General features: G+C 70.0%; 17 protein-coding genes. 5 read left to right on the forward strand and 12 right to left on the reverse strand.

All coding sequences use genetic code 11. The features are described 5' to 3' along the window. Nucleotides 1–32: 32 nt before the first annotated feature. Nucleotides 33–1,421 carry a DUF1552 domain-containing protein gene (locus tag IPH07_20960; GenBank protein ID MBK6919880.1) on the reverse strand — a complete coding sequence of 463 codons (1,389 nt, stop codon included), beginning with the start codon at nt 1,419–1,421 and terminating at the stop codon, nt 33–35. A 25-nt stretch (nt 1,422–1,446) separates the two neighbouring features. After that, nucleotides 1,447–3,186 carry a DUF1592 domain-containing protein gene (locus IPH07_20965; protein ID MBK6919881.1) on the reverse strand — a complete coding sequence of 580 codons (1,740 nt, stop codon included), beginning with the start codon at nt 3,184–3,186 and terminating at the stop codon, nt 1,447–1,449. Nucleotides 3,187–3,423: 237 nt separating this feature from the next. On the opposite strand from IPH07_20965, the gene IPH07_20970 reads away from it, so the two are divergent. Beyond that, a complete protein-coding gene (locus IPH07_20970; protein ID MBK6919882.1) occupies nt 3,424–6,753 on the forward strand; it encodes a PD40 domain-containing protein in 3,330 nt (1,109 codons plus the stop codon). On the opposite strand, the gene IPH07_20975 is transcribed toward IPH07_20970, so the two are convergent. Continuing rightward, nucleotides 6,754–7,290 (reverse strand): hypothetical protein, encoded by a 537-nt coding sequence (locus IPH07_20975; protein ID MBK6919883.1) that lies wholly within the window; start codon nt 7,288–7,290, stop codon nt 6,754–6,756. Nucleotides 7,291–7,322: 32 nt separating this feature from the next. Here IPH07_20975 and IPH07_20980 point away from each other — a divergent pair, with 32 nt between their 5' ends. After that, complete coding sequence (locus IPH07_20980; protein MBK6919884.1) at nt 7,323–7,730, forward strand: EF-hand domain-containing protein; 408 nt, start codon at nt 7,323–7,325, stop codon at nt 7,728–7,730. A 111-nt stretch (nt 7,731–7,841) separates the two neighbouring features. On the opposite strand, the gene IPH07_20985 is transcribed toward IPH07_20980, so the two are convergent. Genes IPH07_20985 through IPH07_20995 form a run of 3 tightly spaced genes read right to left on the reverse strand, consistent with a single transcriptional unit; the run spans nt 7,842 to nt 9,432 of the window. After that, on the reverse strand, nt 7,842–8,039 hold the full coding sequence (locus IPH07_20985) for a CsbD family protein (protein ID MBK6919885.1): 198 nt from the start codon (nt 8,037–8,039) through the stop codon (nt 7,842–7,844). A gap of 47 nt (nt 8,040–8,086) precedes the next feature. Next, nucleotides 8,087–8,962, reverse strand: coding sequence for an OmpA family protein (locus IPH07_20990; GenBank protein MBK6919886.1), 876 nt, complete (start codon nt 8,960–8,962; stop codon nt 8,087–8,089). 35 nt (nt 8,963–8,997) lie between these two features. Beyond that, nucleotides 8,998–9,432 carry a DUF4398 domain-containing protein gene (locus IPH07_20995; GenBank protein MBK6919887.1) on the reverse strand — a complete coding sequence of 145 codons (435 nt, stop codon included), beginning with the start codon at nt 9,430–9,432 and terminating at the stop codon, nt 8,998–9,000. Nucleotides 9,433–9,655: 223 nt separating this feature from the next. Here IPH07_20995 and IPH07_21000 point away from each other — a divergent pair, with 223 nt between their 5' ends. From IPH07_21000 to IPH07_21010, 3 genes are read left to right on the forward strand one after another with little or no spacing between them, the layout of a single operon-like run. Beyond that, nucleotides 9,656–12,757 (forward strand): response regulator, encoded by a 3,102-nt coding sequence (locus IPH07_21000; protein MBK6919888.1) that lies wholly within the window; start codon nt 9,656–9,658, stop codon nt 12,755–12,757. Continuing rightward, nucleotides 12,754–13,617 carry a protein-glutamate O-methyltransferase CheR gene (locus IPH07_21005; protein ID MBK6919889.1) on the forward strand — a complete coding sequence of 288 codons (864 nt, stop codon included), beginning with the start codon at nt 12,754–12,756 and terminating at the stop codon, nt 13,615–13,617. The genes IPH07_21000 and IPH07_21005 overlap by 4 nt, the downstream gene beginning before the upstream one ends. Continuing rightward, nucleotides 13,614–14,714 carry a hybrid sensor histidine kinase/response regulator gene (locus IPH07_21010; GenBank protein MBK6919890.1) on the forward strand — a complete coding sequence of 367 codons (1,101 nt, stop codon included), beginning with the start codon at nt 13,614–13,616 and terminating at the stop codon, nt 14,712–14,714. Before IPH07_21005 ends, IPH07_21010 begins: the two co-directional genes overlap by 4 nt. 83 nt (nt 14,715–14,797) lie before the next feature. Here the strand turns inward: IPH07_21010 and IPH07_21015 are convergent, their stop codons facing one another. The 6 genes from IPH07_21015 to IPH07_21040 all read right to left on the reverse strand — a co-directional run bounded on the left by IPH07_21015 (nt 14,798) and on the right by IPH07_21040 (nt 20,320). Further along, complete coding sequence (locus IPH07_21015) at nt 14,798–15,121, reverse strand: hypothetical protein (GenBank protein ID MBK6919891.1); 324 nt, start codon at nt 15,119–15,121, stop codon at nt 14,798–14,800. Between the two features lie 220 nt (nt 15,122–15,341). Then, complete coding sequence (locus IPH07_21020) at nt 15,342–16,871, reverse strand: response regulator (GenBank protein ID MBK6919892.1); 1,530 nt, start codon at nt 16,869–16,871, stop codon at nt 15,342–15,344. Further along, complete coding sequence (locus IPH07_21025; protein ID MBK6919893.1) at nt 16,868–17,530, reverse strand: HAMP domain-containing histidine kinase; 663 nt, start codon at nt 17,528–17,530, stop codon at nt 16,868–16,870. The genes IPH07_21020 and IPH07_21025 overlap by 4 nt, the downstream gene beginning before the upstream one ends. Next, entirely contained in the window at nt 17,527–18,891 is a 1,365-nt protein-coding gene (locus IPH07_21030) for a sigma-54-dependent Fis family transcriptional regulator (GenBank protein ID MBK6919894.1), read from the reverse strand. The genes IPH07_21025 and IPH07_21030 overlap by 4 nt, the downstream gene beginning before the upstream one ends. Before the next feature lie 345 nt (nt 18,892–19,236). Continuing rightward, nucleotides 19,237–19,641 carry a hypothetical protein gene (locus tag IPH07_21035; GenBank protein ID MBK6919895.1) on the reverse strand — a complete coding sequence of 135 codons (405 nt, stop codon included), beginning with the start codon at nt 19,639–19,641 and terminating at the stop codon, nt 19,237–19,239. Between the two features lie 136 nt (nt 19,642–19,777). Continuing rightward, complete coding sequence (locus tag IPH07_21040; protein ID MBK6919896.1) at nt 19,778–20,320, reverse strand: hypothetical protein; 543 nt, start codon at nt 20,318–20,320, stop codon at nt 19,778–19,780. Between the last annotated feature and the right edge of the window lie 140 nt (nt 20,321–20,460).

Below are 20,460 nucleotides of genomic sequence, written 5' to 3' on the forward strand. Positions count from 1 at the left end.
AGGCTTGGTTCACGGCGGCCCTGCGCGCCGGCTCACGCGAGCAGCGCGTCGAGCGGCGTGGTCGACATCGGCGCACCGGCGCCGACGCTCGGCGCCTCGGGGTCGAACGCGCGCAGCAGCGTGAGCAGCACGTCGGTGGTGTTGCCCGCCGAGGTCTGATCGTCACCCGGGGAGGACGGCGCGATCGCCTGGTAGTGGATGCCCGGGTGCGTGAGGTAGCCGCGCCCGTGACCACCGACGAGGATCGGCTGCCGCTGCCAGCTGTGGGTGAAGCCCTGCGAGACCTCCGAGCTGGCGAACAGCAGCATCGAGTCGAGCAGATTGCCGCCGTCGATGTCCTCGGTCTGCGCGAAGGTGCCCATCATGTCGGCGATGCGCCCCATGATGAAGATGATCCCCTGGTTGTAGTTCTCGTCGCCGGCGTGGCTGTTGCCGTGCTGCGTGGAGAACTGTCCGATCTCGCCGAACTGCACCTCGCTGGCCACGCTCAGCATGTGATAGGAGGCCACGCGTGTGATGTCGCAGGTGAAGGCGTAGGCCACCAGCTGCGCCATCAGTGTGTTCACCTCGGTGAGCTGCTCGGCGCCGTTGGCCTCGTCGTTGAGGAACCGCGGCGCACGCGGGAGCTGACACACCGGTGGCATCGCCGAGATCTTCGCCTCGAGCTCCGACACGCCCTGCAGGTGCGCGTCGAGGCGCTGCTTGTCCTTCACGCCGAGCTGCATGCGCAGCCGCGCGGTGTCGTCGCGCACGATGTCGAGGATCGACAGCCGCACCTCACGGGTGTCGAGCGGCATGCCGAACTCCCCGAACAGCGACTGCCACACCGCCTGCGGGTTGGTCTCGGGGTAGAGCATCGTGAGGCTGCCAGGTTCACCGCGCGCCGAGATGCACTTGGCGGTGCTACCCGAGTCCGCAGGGCTGTCGAACTTGGTCCAGCCCAGCTGCACCGATCGCACCGGCGTCTGCGCGCCGCCGGCCTCGAGGGCGTCGGCGACCAGCTGGTCGATGGTCGGCCCGCCCCAGTCGGACGCGAACCCGGGCAGGTCCGGCCGCAGCACGAAGTCGTGCCCGCTGAACACGCACATGCCCTCGTGGTGCGTGATGGGCGAGCCACCGAAGTGGTTGTGCAGGCCCGTGCACACCGAGAGGTAGTCCTTCACGCCGGCGAACGGCTGCAGCTGCTCGGACAGCGCGTAGTCGCTGCCAGAGGTGGTCGGCTCCCAGCGCGCGAGCTGGACCCCGCAGCCGAACATGATCGACATGAACCGCACCGGCAGCTCGCTGCCGTCGGCGTAGGCGTCGCCGTGGCGACCGAGCATGGCCTCGAGCGGCGGCAGGCCGATGGCGACCGCGCCACCACCCAGCATGCCGCGGAGCATCGTGCGTCGGCCGAGCTTGCGATTGCGCAACGGGATCATCGTGGGCTCCTGTCGATCCGCGGCATCACTTGGGCTCCCCCACGCGACGGAAGACGTCGCTGGCGGCGAGCTCCACCATCAGTCGCTGCAGGCGGTGGTCGTCCTGCTCGAAGGAGAGGTCGACGGCGTCGAGCGCCTCGATCTGGGCGTCGGTCGGCGGGAAGCCCAGCGCCTCGGTGTAGACCTGATCCACCAAGCACCGCGGCAGGCGCGGGTCGTCGCGCACGAGCGCCATCAGCTCGCGCGCGTCGCCGAAGCTGCCGACGCCATCGACGGTGCCCGAGGCGTCGATGGGGAAGCCGTTGTCCTGCGCCCGCCAGGCGCCGATCGGATCGAAGTGCTCGAACGCGAAGCCGAGCGGGTCCATCTGTTTGTGGCAGTCACCGCAGCCGTTCTGCGAGGTGTGCAGCTGCTCGAGACGGTCGCGCAACGACATCGGGTCGGTGACGTCGGGCAGCACCGGGTTGACCGTCGGCGGCACCGGCGGGATGTCGTTGCACAGCAGCTGCTCCTGCACGAACAGCCCGCGACGCGTCGGCGAGTTGAGCGTGCCGTGGGAGAGCATCGCCATCACACCGGCGTGGGTCATGAGACCCGCACGCCCCTGGGAGGCCGGCAGCTCGGCCTCGAGCCACTGCCCGGGCGGCGGCGCGGCCACACCGTAGAGATCGGCGAGTCGCGCGTCGACCCAGGTGTAGTCGGCGTCGAACAGGTCGAGCACGTCGCCCTCCTGCTCGAACACCAGATCGTCGACCAGCCGAAAGGTCTCCTCCTGCATCGACGCCGCGAGCTCGGCATCGAACTGCGGGAACAGGGCCGGGTCCTTGCCCTTGCTGGGCAGGCCGCGCGTCATCAGCAGCTCGCCCCAGAACCGCCGCACGGTCGGGCGCGCACGCTCGCTGGCGAGGAGCTCGGTCGCGACCGCGCGCACGCCGTCGGCGTCGTCGAGCTCGCCGGCCGCAGCGCGTTCGAGCAGCAGTGCGTCGGGGGTGCGATCGTGCAGGAAGAACGACAGCCGCGTCGCCATCTCGAAGCCGTCGAGCTGGCGGGCGCCACCATCGTCGGCGTCGTGGCCGAGCTCGACGATGTAGAGGAACCGCGGCGACTGCAGCAGCGCGACCAGCACGTACTGCACGCCGGTCCAGAACTCGCCGTCGTCCCACGCCCGCGCCTCGGTGCCGAGATTCGCGAAGATGTCGATCTCCTCGTCGGACAGCGGGCGTCGCCACGCGAGGCGACCGAAATCCCGTGCCAGCGAGCGGTAGCAGGCATCCTCCGGCACCACCGAGACCAGGCACGGCACCTGGGCGGTGAGCGTGTCGGGGTGCTGGATCGCCGCGAGTGCGATCTGGTTGGCGGAGCGCTCGTACTGCTCGACGTCGGCCGGCGCGGGCGTGGCCTCGGCGGCCGCGATCGCGTCGAAGCCTCCGAGCGACGGATCCGACGGTGCGGCGGCGGCTGCAGCTGCTTCGGGGCCGAGCAGCAGCTCGATGCTGTCGACGTACTGGTGCGCGACCAGGCGCCGCAAGCCCGCGGGCGCGGGGTCGATCGCCGGCGGCGACTCACCGGTGGTGCCGGTGTCATCGGCCGTCCCGGTGCTGCCGCTGCTCGTGGCCACACCGGTATCGCTGACGGCAGGCTGCCCGCTCGAACTCCCGCCGTCATCGGTGCCGTCGGCATGCGCCGCCCCACCACCGTGACACGCGAGCGCGCCGAGCACGGGCGTGAGGGATGCCGCGAGGAGGTGGGTCCGGAGCTCGACCATGTTTCGCGTTGCCCGTCGGCTCGAAGGGGATGGTCGCGCCGACGCGCAACCTTCAGACCCGCGAGGGAATTCGCGCGGGCGCCAGGACGCATCACAGCACGAAACCGGCGCGTGGTACACCGCCGGTCGCCCGCCATGCCCGCCGTCGCGCCCGATTCCGTCGCCTCGTCTCGCCCCTCGCCGCGCAATGCTACGCGGCGCTCGCTGTCCACCTGGCCGATCGCGATTGCGCTCACGATGGCGCTCGGCATCGATGGTGGTTGTCGCCGGGTCGGCCCTGGCACGCAGATCGCCGACGCCGACACCGACACCTCGGCACACCGCGAGGGTCTGCAGCTCGCGCCCGCGCCGAGGCCCGCGGGGCCCGCCGGCGCGAAGGACGAGCCGCCGAAGTGGGATGTCGAGCAGCCGGGTGGGCCCAGCAAGTCGGTGACGATCGATACCGACGAAGGCACGTGGATGAGCCTCGACGTCAGCCCCGACGGCAAGACCATCGTGTTCGACCTGTTGGGCGATCTGTATCGCGTGCCGATCGGCGGCGGCGAGGCCACGGCCTTGACCGAAGGCATCGCGTGGGACATGCAGCCGCGCTTCTCGCCCGACGGGCGCTTCATCGCGTTCACCAGCGATCGCGACGGCGGCGACAACATCTGGATCATGCCGGTCTCGCCCAAGCCCGAACCGAGCAAGTTCGTGCAGGTCACCCAAGAGGACTTCCGATTGCTCAACAGCCCGGCGTGGAGCCCCGACGGCGAGTTCATCGTGGCGCGCAAGCACTTCACCGCCGAGCGCAGCCTCGGCAGCGGCGAGCTGTGGCTGTTCCACGCCAGCGGCGGCAAGGGTGTGCAGCTGACCGAGAAGCCGAACGACCAGAAGGACGTCGGCGAGCCCGCGTTTTCCCCCGACGGCCGCTACGTCTACTTCAGCCAGGACGACACCCCCGGGCCGGTGTTCGAGTACAACAAGGATCCCTACGCCGGCATCTATGCCATCAAGCGACTCGATCGCGAGCGTGGCGAGGTCGAGGGCTTCATCGGCGGCCCCGGCGGTGCGGTGCGCCCGACGCCGTCGCACGACGGCAAGCAGCTGGCGTACGTGCGACGCGAGGGCCTGCACACGGTGCTCGCGGTGCACGACGTGCGCAGCGGTGCCGAGCGCGTGCTCGACTACGACCTCGATCGCGACATGCAGGAGACCTGGGCGATCCACGGGGTCTATCCCGCGTTCGCGTGGACACCCGACGACGCAGCGATCGTGTACTGGGCCGGCGGCAAGCTGCGCCGCGTCGAGCTCGCGAGCGCCAAGCGCAGCGAGATCCCGTTCCACGTCGCGACCACCCGCACGGTGCGCGAGGCGCTGCGCTTCCCGGTCGAGGTGCAGCCCAAGCGCTTCCACACCAAGATGCTGCGCGACGTCGCGGTCGCGCCCGACGGCAAGGCCGTGGTCTACCAGGCACTCGGCCACCTGTGGCTGCGCGAGCTGCCGAGCGGAAAGCCCCGACGGCTGACCCGCGACGACGACGTGTTCGAGTTCCAGCCGTCGTTCTCGCGCGACGGCCGCAGCATCGTGTTCGTCGCGTGGAGCGACGCGAACCTCGGCACGCTGCGGGTGGTGCCGCGCGCCGGCGGCCGCGCGCGCAGCATCACGCGCACGCCTGCGCACTGGCTCGAGCCGGTGTTCTCCCCTGACGGCAAGACCATCGTCGCCCGGCGCGACGGCGGCGGCGGTGTGATCTCGGAGCGCTACTCCCACGACACCGGCATCTACGCGCTCGCCACCGACGGTCGCGACGAGCCGCGCCTGGTCACCAAGTCCGGCGGCGCGCCGCACTTCGGCGCAGACCTCGACCGCGTGTTCTATCGCGACGTCGACTACGGCAAGGACGGCGCGACCTACACCCTGCGATCGATCGCGCTGACGCGGGCCGAGCCCCGCACCCACGTCACCAGCGAGGCCGCCACCGAGTTCCGGGTGTCCCCCGATGGCCGCTGGCTGGCGTTCCGCGAGGGCTTCAACGCCCACCTGATGCCGTTGCCGCCCACCGGCGCCAAGCCGATCGCAGTCGGACCCAAGGCCGAGTCGCTACCGGTGGCCCGCGTGAGCAAGGACTCCGGCGAGTACCTGCAGTGGTCCGGCGACAGCAAGCAACTGCACTGGTCGTTGGGCCCCGAGCTGTTCACGCGCCGGCTCGATCAGGCCTTCGCGTTCGTCGCCGGCGCGACCACGCCGCTGGCCGAGCCCGCCAGCAACGGCGTCGACATCGGCTTCGATGTCGATGCCGCGCTGCCGAAGGGCAAGCTCGCGTTCGTCGGCGCCAAGATCGTCACGATGAAGGGCGACGAGGTCATCGACGACGGCGTCGTGGTGGTCGAGGGCGATCGCATCACCGCGGTCGGGCGACGCGGCGAGGTCACGATCCCCGCCGGCGCGCGAAGCTTCGACGCCAAGGGCGCGACCATCATCCCCGGCTTGGTCGACGTGCACGCCCACGGCCCCCAGGGCGAGCACGGCATCACGCCGCAGGACAACTGGCTGCACTACGCCGAGCTCGCGTTCGGCGTCACCACCGTGCACGACCCCTCGAACGACACCGGTGAGATCTTCGCCGCCGCCGAGCTGCAGCGCGCGGGCCTCGTCACCGCCCCGCGAATCTTCTCGACCGGCACGATCCTCTACGGCGCCAAGGGCACCTACAAGGCCCAGGTCGACAGCCTCGACGATGCGCGCGCACACCTGCGCCGCATGAAGGCGGTCGGTGCCATCAGCGTGAAGAGCTACAACCAACCCCGTCGCAACCAGCGCCAGCAGATCGTGGCGGCCGCACGCGAGCTGGGCATGATGGTCGTGCCCGAGGGCGGCTCACTGTTCATGCACAACATGACGATGGTCGTCGACGGCCACACCGGGGTCGAGCACGCGACCCCGCTGGCCAAGGGCTATCGCGACATGAAGCAGCTGTGGGGCGGGACCGAGGTCGGCTACACGCCGACGCTGGTGGTCGGGTACGGCGGCCTGTGGGGCGAGAACTACTGGTACGCCCACGGCAATGTCTTCGCCCACGAGCGCCTGCGTCGGTTCGTCTCGCCGCGCGCGCTCGATGCCCGCGCCCGTCGCCGCCCGCTCGCCAGCCGCGGCGACTGGAACCACATCGACATCGCGCGGCTGTGCAAGCAGCTGCTCGACGCCGGCGTCGAGATCCAGCTCGGCGCCCACGGCCAGCGCGAGGGTCTGGCCGCGCACTGGGAGCTATGGAGCTTCGTGCAGGGCGGCATGAGCACCCACCAGGCGCTGCGCGCCGCGACGCTGGCCGGCGCACACTACCTCGGCCTCGATCGCGACCTCGGATCGATCGAGGTCGGCAAGCTCGCCGACCTCGCGATCATCGATGGCGATGTCCTCGCCGACATCCGTCGCAGCGAGCACGTGCGCTGGACCGTGATCGGTGGCCGCGTGTTCGATGCTGCGACCATGGACGAACTCGCGCCCGGCAGCCGAAAGCGGCCGGCGTTCCACTGGGAGCGCGCGGCCCGTGGCAGCGGCGCCGGCTCGGCCGCCCACAGCGACTGATCACTGGGGTCGCTTGGGGATCGCCATGCCCGCCGCCTGCACGCCGCCGGCGCGCGGCTTGGCGAACTTCGACACGCACACGTCGAGGATCTCTTGCATGCGGTCCTTCATGGTGGCGTCGGCCTGATCGAGCGCATTGGCCTGGCAGCCGGCCACCACCACGCTCTCGTTGCTCGTACACGCGATGATCGACATCGGCAGATCGCTCTCCCGCGAGGCCGTCCACTTCGACTTGGCCCCGGCGTCGCCGAGACGTTCGACGAAACGATCCTGAGCGTCGGCGACCGCCTGACAGGCCTCGGCGAGCGCCTTGGGCGGACTCTCGGGGGCGACCGCGATCTTCACGATCGCTTGGTGGATGCGATCGTCCTCGTCGGCTTTCGCCTGCGCCTCCTCGGCCCGCTTGCGCTTGAGCTCGGCCGCGCGCGCCTCGGCGCCGTCATCGACCTTCTTGTCGACGCTGGCGATCTGTTCGTTTCGAGCGGAGTTGTCACAGGCGGCGACCAGCACCAGGGGCAGCGTCCAACGCAGATTCATGGCGGCCGGAGTCTACCTCGGCGGGCCCGAACGTGGACGACTCGCGCCATGCGGTGGTGGAAGCCGGCGTTGGCAGCTGCCGACGCGCGGAGACAGCCCGGCGTCAGGTTTGTTCTGCCCGCCGACAAGGGGTGGTCGGAGCGAACCAAATGATCAACGTCATCACCGGCATCGTCACCCTCGTTACCCTCGTCACCCTCGGCGGCGACGCCCATGCCGAAGGCGGCGCCAAGAAGGAGAAGGCCAAGGATGCCTTCGCGCGGCTCGACGTCGACGCCAGCGGCAGCCTGAGCCTCGAAGAGTTCGTGGCGGCACGCGAGGGCGAGAAGGCCGAGCGCGCCAAGCGAATCTTCGCGAAGATCGACGCCGACGCCGACGGCTCCGTCACCAAGGACGAGTTCAAGGCCGGCGCAAAGCACCGCGCCGAGATGAAGGACTGACCGGGGGCGCGCGCGTCCGCCAAAAAAGGGACGCCCCGTCGCGAGCGCGACGGGGCCTTGGGGTCTTCAGTTGTCGCTCGAGAATGGAAGCCAAGGGAGCAGATGCCGCGACTACAGCGCGGCGATCATCTCGTCGACCGACTTACCCACGCGATCCTTTGCCTCGCCGTAGTGCTCGTGGATCTTGCCGATCAGCAGATCGCGCTTGCCCTTGACGGACTCGAGGTCATCGTCGGTCAGCTTGCCCCACTTCTCGCGGAGCTTCGCCTTCAGTTGGTCCCACTTGCCTTCGATGATGTCCCAGTTCATGTCCTTGTCTGCTTTCTTGCCCTCGCGGGCGCGGAATCGGGGTTGGATTACTTCGCCTCGGCGGGCGTCGCGTTGCGGTCGACGATGATCTCGACGCGACGGTTGTCGGCACGACCCTCGGCGGTGTCGTTGGACGCGACCGGCTCGCCCTCACCCTTGCCGATGGCGGTGATGGAGTTGCCACCGACGCCCTTGCCGACGAGGTAGGCGCGCACCGAGTCGGCGCGACCCTGCGATAGCGTCATGTTGTGGGCGTCGCTGCCGCGCGAGTCGGTGTGGCCGGCGACCGTGATGGTGTAGTCGTCGCCGTACTGCTTCAGCACCTCGGCGACCTGGCCCAGCTTCTGCTGCGCGATCGGCAGCAGCTTGGTATCGTCGCTCTTGAACAGCACGGCGCCGTTGAGCGTGATCACCATGCGCTGGTCCTTCTGCTCGAGCTTCGCCATGTCGGCGATGCTCGCCATCGCCGCGCCGAGCTGCTGCTGGAGGTGCTCGCGAACCTCACGCTCGCGCGCGAGATCCTTCTCCTTGGCCGCGAGCTCCTGGCTGGTGCTGTCGAGCTGCGTCTCGGCGCTGCTCTTCAGCTGCTCGAGGGTCGCGACGTACTTCGCGTGCGCATCGGCGTTCTGGCTGCGGTACTGCAGCAGCTGCGCATGTACATTCGCGTAGTCGGCCTTGCGCAGCGCGACGTAGGCGAGGTCACGCTCCTTGTCGGACTCCGGCTTCTCGCGATGCGCTCGCTCGGCGTCGTCGAGCGCCTTCTTGGCGTCGTAGACCTCGGCCTTGGCGATCTCGCCGGCCGGACCCTGCTTGGCCTCGGCGTAGGTCGAGCGCGCAGCGACGAGCTCGTGGGTGGGTGAGTGCGCGCAGCCGATGGCCAGCGCCATGGTGGTGCCCAAAGTGAAGATGATCGTGCGGTTCATGGCTTGGAATCCTGTGGTCGAGATGGGTTTGGAGGTCACTGCACGGCGTTGGGGCGGGCGGCGGCGCCACCCGAGCCGCCATCGGCTTCGTTCCTGACGTCGTTGCGCGCCTGGCCCTCGCTCTTGAGCTTGTCGAGCTCGGCCTTGGCTTCCTCGCTGCGCTTGCGCATCTGCTCGGTCTTCGCCAGCGCCAGCGCCAGCTCGGCGTCCGCGCTGGCGCGGTCGAGCATGCGCAGCGCCTCATCGTCGTCGCCCTCGGCCATCATTTGCTTGGCGCGAGCCATCTGCTCGCGCGCATACTGCAGGTGCAGCTTTGCGTCGGGATCGGATTCCCCACCAAGCGTCTCGGTGGAAGCGATCGCCGCCTGCGTATCGGCAAGCTGCTGCTGCGGCAGCACCGTGGTGGCGCAGGCGGGCATGAGCACGGCGGACGTCGTCGCCAGGGCAATCAATCGCGGGTGAAAGGTCATCGGTTCGCGTCTCCTGCCGCGCCCCTACTTCACCTTCCGTGCCAGGCGACATCCCCCCGAGCTGGCGACGTAAGTGGCGAAAGGCGGCCCAGACGTGCGTGGCAGGAGCGCTCACGGGGCCAGTGCGCACGGGCGCAGCGCGTGTCCACGCGCGCGGCCCCGTCGAGCGCGGCGGGCGGCTGGCGTGCGGCGATCCGCCTGGATATCGTGGCGCCCGCACCACATGCCCCAGCAGTACTCGGAAGCAGGGCGCGACGGCCCGCTCGGCCTCGACAACAGGTTCGCGCTCACTCTGCTCTTCACCAGCTTCGGCGTGCTGTTCGTCGTCGACTCGATGACGCCGCTGGGGGTGGCCGACTGGATCTTCTACGTCGTCCCCGTCGCGGTCTCGATGCTGTTCCGGGCGCCGAGCGTACCGCTGGTCGCGGCCGCGATCGCCACTGCACTGAGCGTGCTTGGCTACGCGCAGTCTCCGGTACCGACGGTGATTTCGATCGGTACCGATGCCGCCAACGCCCTCACCAACCGCGTCTTCGGCATCGCGGTCTATTGGATCCTCGCGCTGCTGGGACGCGCATACGCAGCACAGCGACTGGCGCTCCACCGCACCGCGTGGCTGCAGAGTTCGCAGACGAAGCTCGTCGACGCACTCCACGGTGAGCTATCGGTGGCCCAGACCTGCGAGACCGCGCTGCGGGTGTTGGCGCGGTGCACGGGGGCGGTGGTCGGCGCGGCCTACACCTTCGTGCGCCCGGGCGAGCTGATGCGCGCGGCGGGTTACGCCCTCACCAACCCCGCGCCGGCGCAGGCACTCGCCATCGGCGAGGGTCCGGTCGGCGAGGCCGCAGCGCAGCGTCGCACCGTCGTGATCGGTCACGCGCCGCCCGAGTACCTCGAGGTCCGCAGCGGCACCGGACGCGGGGCGCCCGTGCACGTCGTCGTGATGCCGGTGATGGTCGACGAAGCGGTGCTCGGAGTGATCGAGCTCGGCTTCTTCGTCGCGCCCTCCCCCGTGATCGGCGAGCTACTGTCCCACCTCGACGAGCCGCTCGCGATCGCGATCCGCTCCGCGGAGTATCGCGAGCGCCTGCAGAAGCTGCTCGAGCAGACCCAGGACCAGGCCAACGAGCTGCAGGTCCAGCAGGAGGAGCTGCGTGTCACCAACGAGGAGCTCGAGCGGCAGACCCGTGAGCTGCTCGAGGCCCAGGGCGAACTCGAGCGGCGACAGGCACGGCTGCAGGCGACCAACGCGGATCTCGAGGGCCAGCGCAGCACCGCGCTGGAGGCCCGCGAGCTGCTGCGGCAGCGCGCGGTCGAGCTGACCACGATGAATCGGTACAAGTCCGAGTTCCTCACGAACATGTCACACGAGCTGCGCACGCCGCTCAACAGCGCGCTCATCATGGCGCAGCTGCTCGCCGAGAACCGCCTCGGCAACCTCACGCCCGAGCAGATCAAGTACGCGCAATCGATCCAGTCGGCCGGCAACGACCTGCTGGTGCTCATCAACGACATGCTCGACCTCTCGCGCATCGAGGCCGGCAAGATCGACCTCCGCGTCGGGACCGTCACCATCGCCAGCGCGGTCGACAGCCTGCGACAGATGTTCGGCCACCTCGCGAGCTCGAAGGGGCTCGCGTTCGTCATCGACGTCGATCCCACCGCGCCGCGGGAGATCGAGAGCGACGCCACGCGGCTGTCGCAGATCCTCAAGAACCTGCTCGCCAACGCCTTCAAGTTCACCGAGCGCGGCAGCGTGACGCTGCGCGTCTATGGCCACGAGGGCGGCTGCATGTTCTCGGTCCAGGACACCGGCATCGGCATCGCGGCCGATCGGCTCGAGAGCATCTTCGACCACTTCCAGCAGGCAGACGGCTCGATCAGCCGCCGCTTCGGTGGCACCGGGCTCGGGCTGTCGATCTCGCGCCAGCTGGCGACGCTGCTGGGCGGTCGCATCGAGGTCACCAGCCGCGAGCACAGCGGCAGCACGTTCCTGCTGTGGCTGCCGGTCGGTGCGCCCGTGGCGGGCGTGACCCCCACGGGCGCCGGCGTGCCCGCGCTCGAGGAGACCGCGTCGACGCTGCCACCGGCCCCGCCGAGCCCACCGCCGCCCACGGTCACGCCCGAGCCGCTCGCCGTGCAGGGCCGCGACGAGCACTGCCTGTTGATCGTCGAGGACGACGGCGCGTTCGGGACCGCGGTGAGCCTGCTCGCGCGCGAGCGGGGCCTGGTACCGTTGCTCGCGAAGACTGCGGCCGAGGCGACCACGCTGTTGCAGACACGGGTGATCGGCGGTGTGGTGCTCGACGTGCGGCTGCCCGACGGGTCGGGGCTTGCGGTGTTGGAGGAGCTCAAGCGCAACCCGACGACGCGGCACATCCCGGTGCACGTGCTGTCGGCCTACGACGACGGTGAGCGGGCGCTGGCCCTGGGTGCGATTGGCTTCTCGCGCAAGCCGGTCGGCGCCGAGGGCATCGTGGCCGCGTTCGACGCCCTCGATGCGCGGGGCCGCGTGGGCCCGCGACGCGTGCTGGTGGTCGAGGACGACGCCACCCAGCGCAACGGCATCGCCGAGCTCCTGCGCTCCGATGGCGTCGAGATCGTCGGCGCGGGCTCGGTCGCCGACGCGCGGGCGTTGCTCGACGGCGGCGGGTTCGACTGCGTCGTGCTCGACCTCGGGCTGCCCGATGGCGACGGCGTCGAGCTCCTCGAGCAGCTCGCGGACGCGCCCTCGCCGAAGAAGACCCCGGTGGTGGTGTACACCGCCCGCGACCTGCCGGCCCATCAGGAGGCGCGCCTGCGACGGGGCTCGAGTGCGATCATCCTCAAGGGCCCGCACTCGGGCGAGCGCCTGCTCGAGGAGGTCACGCTGTTCCTCCACCGCGTCGAGGACCAGCTGCCGGCGCTGCAACGCGAGATGCTGCGGGCGGTACGGGACCGCGAGCGCGTCTTCGAGGGTCGACGCATCCTGCTGGCCGAGGACGACGTGCGCAACGTCTTCGCACTGACCGCCGTGCTCGAGCAACGCGGCGCGAAGCTGACGATCGCCCGCAACGGTCGCGAGGCCATCGATCAACTGAACGCCAACCCGACCGTCGACCTGGTCTTGATGGACGTCATGATGCCGGAGCTCGACGGCATCTCGGCGATCCGCGAGATCCGCCGGGACGCCCGCTTCGCGAGGCTGCCCATCGTGGTGCTGACCGCCAAGGCCATGGGCGACGACCGCGACCGCTGCCTCGACGCCGGCGCCAACGACTACCTCGCCAAGCCGGTGCAGGTCGACAAGCTGCTCGCGCTGCTCCGGGTGTGGCTGCCACGATGAACACCGGTCGTCCCACCACCGACGGCCACGTGCTCGACGACATCATCGAGCACATGCGGCGGCGACACCACTACGACTTTGCGTCCTACGCCCGCGCCAGCGTCGAGCGACGGATGCGGCGCGCCGCGAGCCGACTCGGCTGCAACGGGCTGTCCGAGCTGCACGAACGCCTGCGTGCGCAGCCGCAGGTGTTCGACAGTGTGCTCGACGACCTGACCATCCGGGTGACGGCGCCGTTTCGCGACCCGTGGCACTTCGCCGATTTCCGCGCCCACGTGATCCCGCGGCTGGCGACCTACCCCTCCCGCCGCATCTGGGTCGCCGGCTGCAGCACCGGCGAGGAGGCGTGGTCGTTGGCGATCCTCCTCGCCGAGGCGGGGTTGCTCACGCGCACTCAGATCTACGCGACGGACATCAGCCGCACCGCGCTGCAGACCGCCGAGGCCGCGCGATATCCGCTCGATGCGCTCGCGCGCTGGGAGTCGAACTATGCCGCCGCCGGCGGGGCCGGACGGATCACGGACCACCTGCGCGTGGGCGCCGATGGTCTGCAGGTGGACGACCGCCTGCGGCGGGCGGTGCTGTTCGCCGACCACTGCATCGCGACGGACGCCTCGTTCGCCGAGGTCCAGCTGGTGTCGTGCCGCAACGTCCTCATCTACTTCGACCGCACGCTGCAGGCCCGGGCGCTCGGACTGTTCGCGGAGTCGCTGTCGCTTCGCGGCTTCCTCGGGGTCGGGGTCAGCGAGTCGCTGCAACTCACGCGACGCGCCCACGGCTTCGCGAGACTCGAGCCGACGCAGGCCTGGCACGTGCGGCTCCACCACGGCAGAATCCCGGCTTCCGCAGTGTCGCCATGACTCCCGTCGCCCCGATCAAGTTCCTCCTGGTCGACGACGTCCCGAGCAACCTCGAGGCGATGGCAGCGCTGCTCCAGCGCGATGGTCTCGAGCTCCACACCGCGACCTCGGCCCGCGAAGCGCTCGAGCTGATGCTCGTGCACGACTACGCGCTCGCGTTGCTCGACGTGCAGATGCCGGAGATCGGCGGCTTCGAGCTCGCGGAGCTGATGCGCGCGACCGCGAGGACCCGGACGATTCCGATCATCTTCGTCACCGGTGCGGCGTCCGATCCGATCCGGGAGTTCCGCGGCTACGACGCCGGCGCGGTGGCTTTCCTCGTCAAGCCGGTCGCACCCAACATCCTGCGCAACAAAGCGAACACGTTCTTCGAGCTGGCCCGCCAACGCCAGCAGCTGCAGCTGCTCGCCGACGAGCTACAACAGACGCTGCAGTTCCACGAGACCTTCGTCGCGGCCGTGACCCACGACCTGCGGGCGCCGCTGCACACCATCTCGATGGGCACCGAGGTGCTCAGTGAGTTCGTCCAGGACGCGAACGCGGCCAAGGCGATCGCCATGGTCCGCGCCAGCACGACCCGCATGGCCTCGATGCTCGAGGCACTCACCGACCTCGCACGCGCTCGTTTGTCGGGTGGAATGCCGGTGCAGCGCGGCGCGGTGGATGCCCACGAGATCGCGCGGGCCATCGTCGACGAGGCCGCGACCTCGCATCCGAACCATACCGTGGTCATGGAGAGCCGCGGTGACGGCCACGCGCAGTGGGATCGCGGATTGGTCTCGCGACTGCTGGCCAACCTCGTCAGCAACGCGCTGCGCCACGGCGCGAGCGAGGCCCCGATCACGGTCACGATCGACGCCGAGGCACGCGACACCATCGACATCCGTGTGCACAACCGTGGTCAGATCCCACCGGGCCGGCGTGCGCGACTGTTCCAGCCCTTTGCGCGCGAGCGCAACGCGGGGGGCGAGGGACTCGGCCTCGGGCTCTACATCGTGCAGCAGATCGCGCTCGCGCACGGCGGCACCGTGAGCGCCCACAGCGAGGCCGCCGAGGGCACCACGCTACACGCTCGTCTGCCGCGGCGCGGGCCCTAACCCCACGCGGCCCACACGCCCGATCGTGGGTGGCGACGACGCTCGGGACGCGCTTGACGCGTCGCGCCACCCACGAACTGGCCTCACAGACCGAAGGCGCACTGCAGGCCGGCGCCGATGGTGCAGCTCGCGACCTCGTCGCAGGTCTCGTCGCTGCACACGTCGAGATCGTCGAGCGCCTGCTCCTGTTCGTCGGCCATGCAGTCGTCGACGGTGTTCTCGCAGCGCGAGATGCAGTCATCTTCGTCGACGTCATCGTCGCAGGACGCGGCCTGCTGGCAGTACGCCTTGCAGGACTGGTGAACGCGGAGGTCGCCGGTGCCGTCGCGCTCGCACGCGCCGATCTGCGACATCGCGAAGCCGAGGATGCCGAACATCAGGAAGCCAAATCCATTGCGGGTCTTCATTGGGGGTCTCGTCGGTTTGGGGGGCTCGTTCGAGGCGATGCGAGCAGGTCGCAGCGCCGGTGTTGCGTGACCGAGTTGTGCACACGCGATGCCAGCGACGATCACCTGCGCGTGCGGGGTCCGAAGCTCGGACGCTGCAGCTGCCGCGCGTGCCCGTCCGCTCAGCCGCGCGCGCCCAGCACGATGCACCGCACCACTGGCACCGCACGCCCGAGGGACGCTACGCGCGCGCGGCCTGGCCGAGGATCAGATCGAGCTGACGCGGCGTGAGCGGCTTGACCACGTGCTCGTGGAAGCCCGCTGCCAAGGCGCGCGCCCGGTCGTCCGCCTGTCCGTAGCCCGTCAGCGCGACCAGCCGCGCGGGACAGTGTCCGGTCGCGACCACGCTCTGCGCGACCGCATAGCCGTCGATGTCGGGCAGACCGATGTCGACGATCGCGAGGTCATAGGGCTTCGACAACATCAGCGCGAGGCCCTGTTGTCCCAGCACCGCGGTGTCGACGGTGCAGCCCCGGCGCGTCAGCAGCAACGCAAGCATCACGGCGGCGTCTTCGTTGTCGTCGACGACGAGCACGCGCAGCCCGGGCGGCGGTGGATCGATGGGCACCGGCGTGGGCGAGCGCGGCGGCGGCTCGTGTCGGACGCCGGGCAGCCGCACCACGAAGCGCGCGCCACGACCGAGCCCATCGCTGTGCGCGACCACGGTACCGCCGTGGAGCTCGACGATGCGACGCACCAACGCGAGCCCGACGCCCAGTCCGCCGGCGGTGCGATCGAGGCTGGCATCGGTTTGATAGAACGGCTCGAAGATCGCCTCGAGCTCGTCGCTGGCGATGCCGCAGCCGTCGTCGCTGATCTCGAGGCGGAGCCACTCGCCCTCTACCGCGCAGGCCAGCGTGATGGATCCGCCGTCGCCAGAGTACTTGATCGCGTTGCTCAGCAGGTTGGTCACCACCTGCGTGAGCCGCACGGGGTCCGCGTCGAGCACCACGTCGCCGCCGTCGGGGCAGGTGCGAACGAACTGGTTGTGGCGGCGACTCGCGAGCCGGGCGGTGCTCTCGATCGCGGTGTCGAGCACGTCGGCGAGCCGGGTCGGCTCGCGTCGCAGTCGCAGCCGCCCGCTGGTGGTGCGCCCGATGTCGAGCAGATCGGCGATCAGTCGCGCCATGTGATCGACCTGTCGCCGGATGAGCTGCGTGATCGCGGGCAGCGAATCGGCAGTGGTGCCCTCGCGCTCGGCGTTCTCCAGCAGCTCGGCCGCGTGTCGAAGCGGCGCGAGCGGGTTGCGCAGCTCGTGCCCGAGCATGGCGATGAACTCGTCCTTGCGACGGCCCGCCGTGCGAAGCCGTTCGCGATCCCGGTGCATGCGCGCGTGGCGATCGCCGAGATCGAAGGCCGTCACCACGATGGCCGGCCCCTGCGCCATCGGCCGCTGGGCGACCGTCAGGCTCACGAGTCGATCCTCGCCGCCAGCGTTCGACAGCACCACGTCGAGGTGGCGACACTCGCCCTGTTGTAGCGGTTCTCCGATGCGCTTGGCGTCGTCGCCTGCCACGAAGTCACGCAGGTCGCGGCCGAGGATCTGGTCCTTGCTGCCACCGAGCAGCTCCAGCAGTGCCGGGTTGGCGTAGCCGATGCGAAGGTCCTCGCCCGACAGCACCGCCACGCCCTCGCACATGTGCTCGACGATCTCGCCCAGCGGCGGAGTCGATCCATGGTGCTCGGGGGAAGGCTGTCGCAGCTCGCTCACAAAGATCCTGTCGTCGACTCCACCATGAAACGCGCGCCGCCCTGATGGGCGGGATCGAAACGCAGTCGGGCGTCGCACTGCATCAGAAGCTGTGTGCACAACCACAGCCCGAAGCCCGAGCTCGTGGTTGCGAGCGGCTCCATCAACGACGCGCGACGGGCCTCGGGCACGCCGACGCCGTCGTCTTCGATCAGAACGCGACCACCCCCGTGCACGACCCGCACGTTGGTCTTGGCGTGCCGCAGGGCGTTGTGCAAGAGCTCCTCGCACACGTGGCCCATGGGCTTGGCACCGCGCCACTCCCGGTCCGCACCGTCGCTCGAGATCTCGATGAGGATGCCGCGGCGTCCGCCCACCGCCTGCGCCGACTCCACCGCCTGCGCGACGATCTGCGACAGCTGCTGTCGGTCGTCGGGCGTGGCTTCGGCGGCGCCATTGGTGGCTTGCGCGAGCCAGTGCATGCGACGTGCGAGCCAGTCGAGCCGTCGCGTCGAGCGCGACGCGAGCGCCAGCATCGGGGAGGTCGTACCACCGGTCGAGTTGCGCGCGAGATCCTCGAGCGCGCCGGTGATGACCCCTAGCGGAGAACGAATGTCGTGTGCGATGCGACGCGCCAGCGCGGCGACCGGCGGCGTCGCCGGGTCGTGCGGCTTCGTCATTGCGTGGTCCTGCCCAGACGACGGTACAGGCTGCGTCGGTCGATGCCGAGGATCTGCGCCGCACGGGTCTTGTTGCCGCCGGTCATGGCGAGCACCTTGCGGACGTAACGAGCCTCGAGCTGCTCCAACGAGAGCAGCTCGCTGGTGTCCTCGGCATCGAGGGAGACGTCCTTCGACTTGTGCTCGGTGATCTTGCGCGGCAGGTCTTCGACGGCGATGGCGTCGAAGCGGGCCAGCGCGACGGCGCGCTCGATCGAGTTCTCGAGTTCGCGGACGTTGCCCGGCCAGTCGTACGCGAGCAGCTTCTCGGCCGCCGACTCGCTGAAGCGCTCGACCTTGCGTACGCCAGGGCCGGCGTACTTGTCGAGGAAGTGCTGTGCGAGCAGCAGCACGTCGTGGCCTCGGGTCCGCAGCGGCGGCAGCTCGAGCCGGACCACGTCGATGCGGTAGAGCAGGTCCTCACGGAAGCGATCGCCGGCCACCTCGGCCTCGAGATCGCGGTTGGTCGCCGTGATGATGCGGACGTCGAACGGTACTTCGTCGTCGCCGCCGACCGGCCGCACACGGCGCTCCTGCAGCGCGCGCAGCAGTTTGGGCTGCATCTCGAGCGGCAGCTCGCCGATCTCGTCGAGGAAGAGCGTGCCACCAGTGGCCTGCACGAACAGGCCCTCGCGATCGCGGCGGGCATCGGTGAAGGCGCCCTTGACGTGCCCGAAGAGCTCGCTCTCCAGCAGGCTCGCCGGCACCGCGGCGCAGTTCACCGCCACGAAGGGACGCTTGGCGCGGGGTCCGGCGTCGTGGATCGCTCGCGCGACCAGCTCCTTGCCGGTGCCGCTCTCGCCGGTGATGAGCACGCTGGCGTCGGCGTCGGCGATCCGCGCCACCATCTCGAACACGTCGCGCATCGCACGGCTCTGACCGATGAGCTTGCCGGTGCCCGTGACCTTGGCCAGCTCGCGCTCGAGCCAGTTCACGCGCGTGCGCAGCTCACGGACACCGACGGCGCGTCGGACTTGGTGCGCGAGCAGCTTGGTATCGACCGGCTTCGTGATGAAGTCGTAGGCGCCCGAACGCATCGCAGCGATCGCAGCCTCGAGCTCGGTGTTGCCGGTCACCACGATGACGGGCAGGCCCGGTTGCACCTCGCCGGCGGCACGGCACAGCTCGAGGCCGTCCATCCCCGCCATGTGCAGGTCGGTCAGCACCGCGTCGAAGGCAGTCTCGCGCAGGCGCTCCATCGCCGCGTCCGCGGAGGTCTCCCACTCGACCTGGAAGCCGTCGGCCCCCAGCACCGTGGCGAGGAACTCGCACGTCGGCTCGTCGTCGTCGACCACGAGCAATCGATCACCACCGGTGGCCACGCGGTGCGGCTTGGACTCGCTCGAGGGGTGCGGCGCGGGCTTGTCGCTCGTGGCGGCTGCCGCCGCGGCTCGCAGGGGGCTGGGCCGCGCCGGTGCACCGGTCTCGGCGGTCTCGTGCGCGGGCTCGTCGTGTTGCGGGTCGTCCCGGCGGGCCGTGTCGGAGTCGGAGGGTAGGTCGAACTGCATGGGGGCTCCCGTTGGCTCGCCGGAGTGCCTTACAAGAAGGTCGCCAGCGTGCGGTGCTTCAGATTCCGGTTGTTTGGAGTGCTCCGCGGGGTCTGTGGCACGAATGCACTGTGACATATCCGCTCGGTCGTTACCATTGCGCACGGTCGGCGGGGCGGGTCACCGGGCGTCTTCGTCCCGCAGATCCGCGGCAGCGCGCGCCGACGCAGCATCGATCCGATCGCCCGCGCGCTCGAGCCCATCGGCGGTCTTCTTCGCCGCGGCGTCGAGCTTCTGCTCGACGCGATCACCGGCCTGCTCGAGCTTGGCACCGGTACGTTCACCGGCGGCGTCGAGCTTCTGCTGGGCCTGCGCTGCACGGAGCTTCGCGTCGCGCTGCGCCTGCGTGAGCTCCTGCTCGGCCGAGCGCGCGCCGCGATCGATCGAGTCCTTGGCTTTTGCGGTCGCATCCTCGACGCGTTGCGAAGGGCTGCGCTCCGGCGTCGCCGCATCGTCGCGCGGGCAGGCCACGCCGAGCAGCGAGAAGGCACAGACACGGGGCAGGATCCATCGGGGCGTTCGCATGACGCACGGCATGTGTGCAGGCCCCGTGCCGCACCGGGTTGGGCCGTCCGCACGCGCATGACCCCACGTGAGCGCCCGCGGACGCGGTACGCAGCCGCACGATCGCGCGCCACGGCACGGTCCGGCCGACCCGCGTCTAGAAGTAGTAGCGAAGCTTCACCGAGAGGTCGCCACGGGCCGGGTCCCACGGCACGACGTAGGGTGCCCACGCCATCTCGATCGCCGTGTCCAACGGCGCGCCCTTCCAGTTGAACGACAGGCCCAGCGGCACCCGCACGAACATCGCAGCACCGCGGCCGAGGTCGCTCGGCCGCGGGCCGTAGTCGAACGGCACCGGACCGTAGGCCCAGAAGGCGATGCCCGCCCCCGCGCCCACGTAGCCCAGCAGATCCATCGCGTTGTTCGAGGTGAACAGCCCGTGGAAGAGGTAGTCGGCGTGCACGCGCCCGTCACCGTGGTGCAGCGGCGCCCACCCAGCTTCGAGCTGGATCGCGTGGCGGCGGGCGAAGTACGCCTTGAACGAGAAGCCGGTGGGATTGCCGATGGTCGCGCCGATCCCGACCGGCCCACCGGCGCCGCCGATCTTGTCGGCCGCGTTCGCGACCGAGGCCGCGCCCGCGACCGAGGTCGCCGCGACGAGCGAGAGGAGAACGCGCGAGAGGACGCATCGACGTGCCATGCAGACGCACCGCCGTGCAAGCAGTGTGCGCATGCGCGGCGCACGTGAGGCCGCGCCATGGCAGCGGTCACGATCCATCGCGAATTCACGGCCGCAGGCGGGCGCGGACGTTGACAGGCCGGGTCATCGGCACGACGCTC

It is taken from the genome of Deltaproteobacteria bacterium (assembly GCA_016709225.1).
In the GTDB taxonomy this organism is placed as follows: Bacteria; Myxococcota_A; Polyangia; order Nannocystales; family Nannocystaceae; genus Xiheibacterium; species Xiheibacterium phototrophicum.

Bases quoted from the DNA above. Each gene is read 5' to 3' on its own strand.
- IPH07_20960 (MBK6919880.1), bottom strand. From the start codon at position 1,421: ATGATCCCGTTGCGCAATCGCAAGCTCGGCCGACGCACGATGCTCCGC.
- IPH07_20965 (MBK6919881.1), bottom strand. From the start codon at position 3,186: ATGGTCGAGCTCCGGACCCACCTCCTCGCGGCATCCCTCACGCCCGTG.
- IPH07_20970 (MBK6919882.1), top strand. From the start codon at position 3,424: ATGGCGCTCGGCATCGATGGTGGTTGTCGCCGGGTCGGCCCTGGCACG.
- IPH07_20975 (MBK6919883.1), bottom strand. From the start codon at position 7,290: ATGAATCTGCGTTGGACGCTGCCCCTGGTGCTGGTCGCCGCCTGTGAC.
- IPH07_20985 (MBK6919885.1), bottom strand. From the start codon at position 8,039: ATGAACTGGGACATCATCGAAGGCAAGTGGGACCAACTGAAGGCGAAG.
- IPH07_20990 (MBK6919886.1), bottom strand. From the start codon at position 8,962: ATGAACCGCACGATCATCTTCACTTTGGGCACCACCATGGCGCTGGCC.
- IPH07_20995 (MBK6919887.1), bottom strand. From the start codon at position 9,432: ATGACCTTTCACCCGCGATTGATTGCCCTGGCGACGACGTCCGCCGTG.
- IPH07_21000 (MBK6919888.1), top strand. From the start codon at position 9,656: ATGCCCCAGCAGTACTCGGAAGCAGGGCGCGACGGCCCGCTCGGCCTC.
- IPH07_21005 (MBK6919889.1), top strand. From the start codon at position 12,754: ATGAACACCGGTCGTCCCACCACCGACGGCCACGTGCTCGACGACATC.
- IPH07_21010 (MBK6919890.1), top strand. From the start codon at position 13,614: ATGACTCCCGTCGCCCCGATCAAGTTCCTCCTGGTCGACGACGTCCCG.
- IPH07_21015 (MBK6919891.1), bottom strand. From the start codon at position 15,121: ATGAAGACCCGCAATGGATTTGGCTTCCTGATGTTCGGCATCCTCGGC.
- IPH07_21025 (MBK6919893.1), bottom strand. From the start codon at position 17,530: ATGACGAAGCCGCACGACCCGGCGACGCCGCCGGTCGCCGCGCTGGCG.
- IPH07_21035 (MBK6919895.1), bottom strand. From the start codon at position 19,641: ATGCGAACGCCCCGATGGATCCTGCCCCGTGTCTGTGCCTTCTCGCTG.
- IPH07_21040 (MBK6919896.1), bottom strand. From the start codon at position 20,320: ATGGCACGTCGATGCGTCCTCTCGCGCGTTCTCCTCTCGCTCGTCGCG.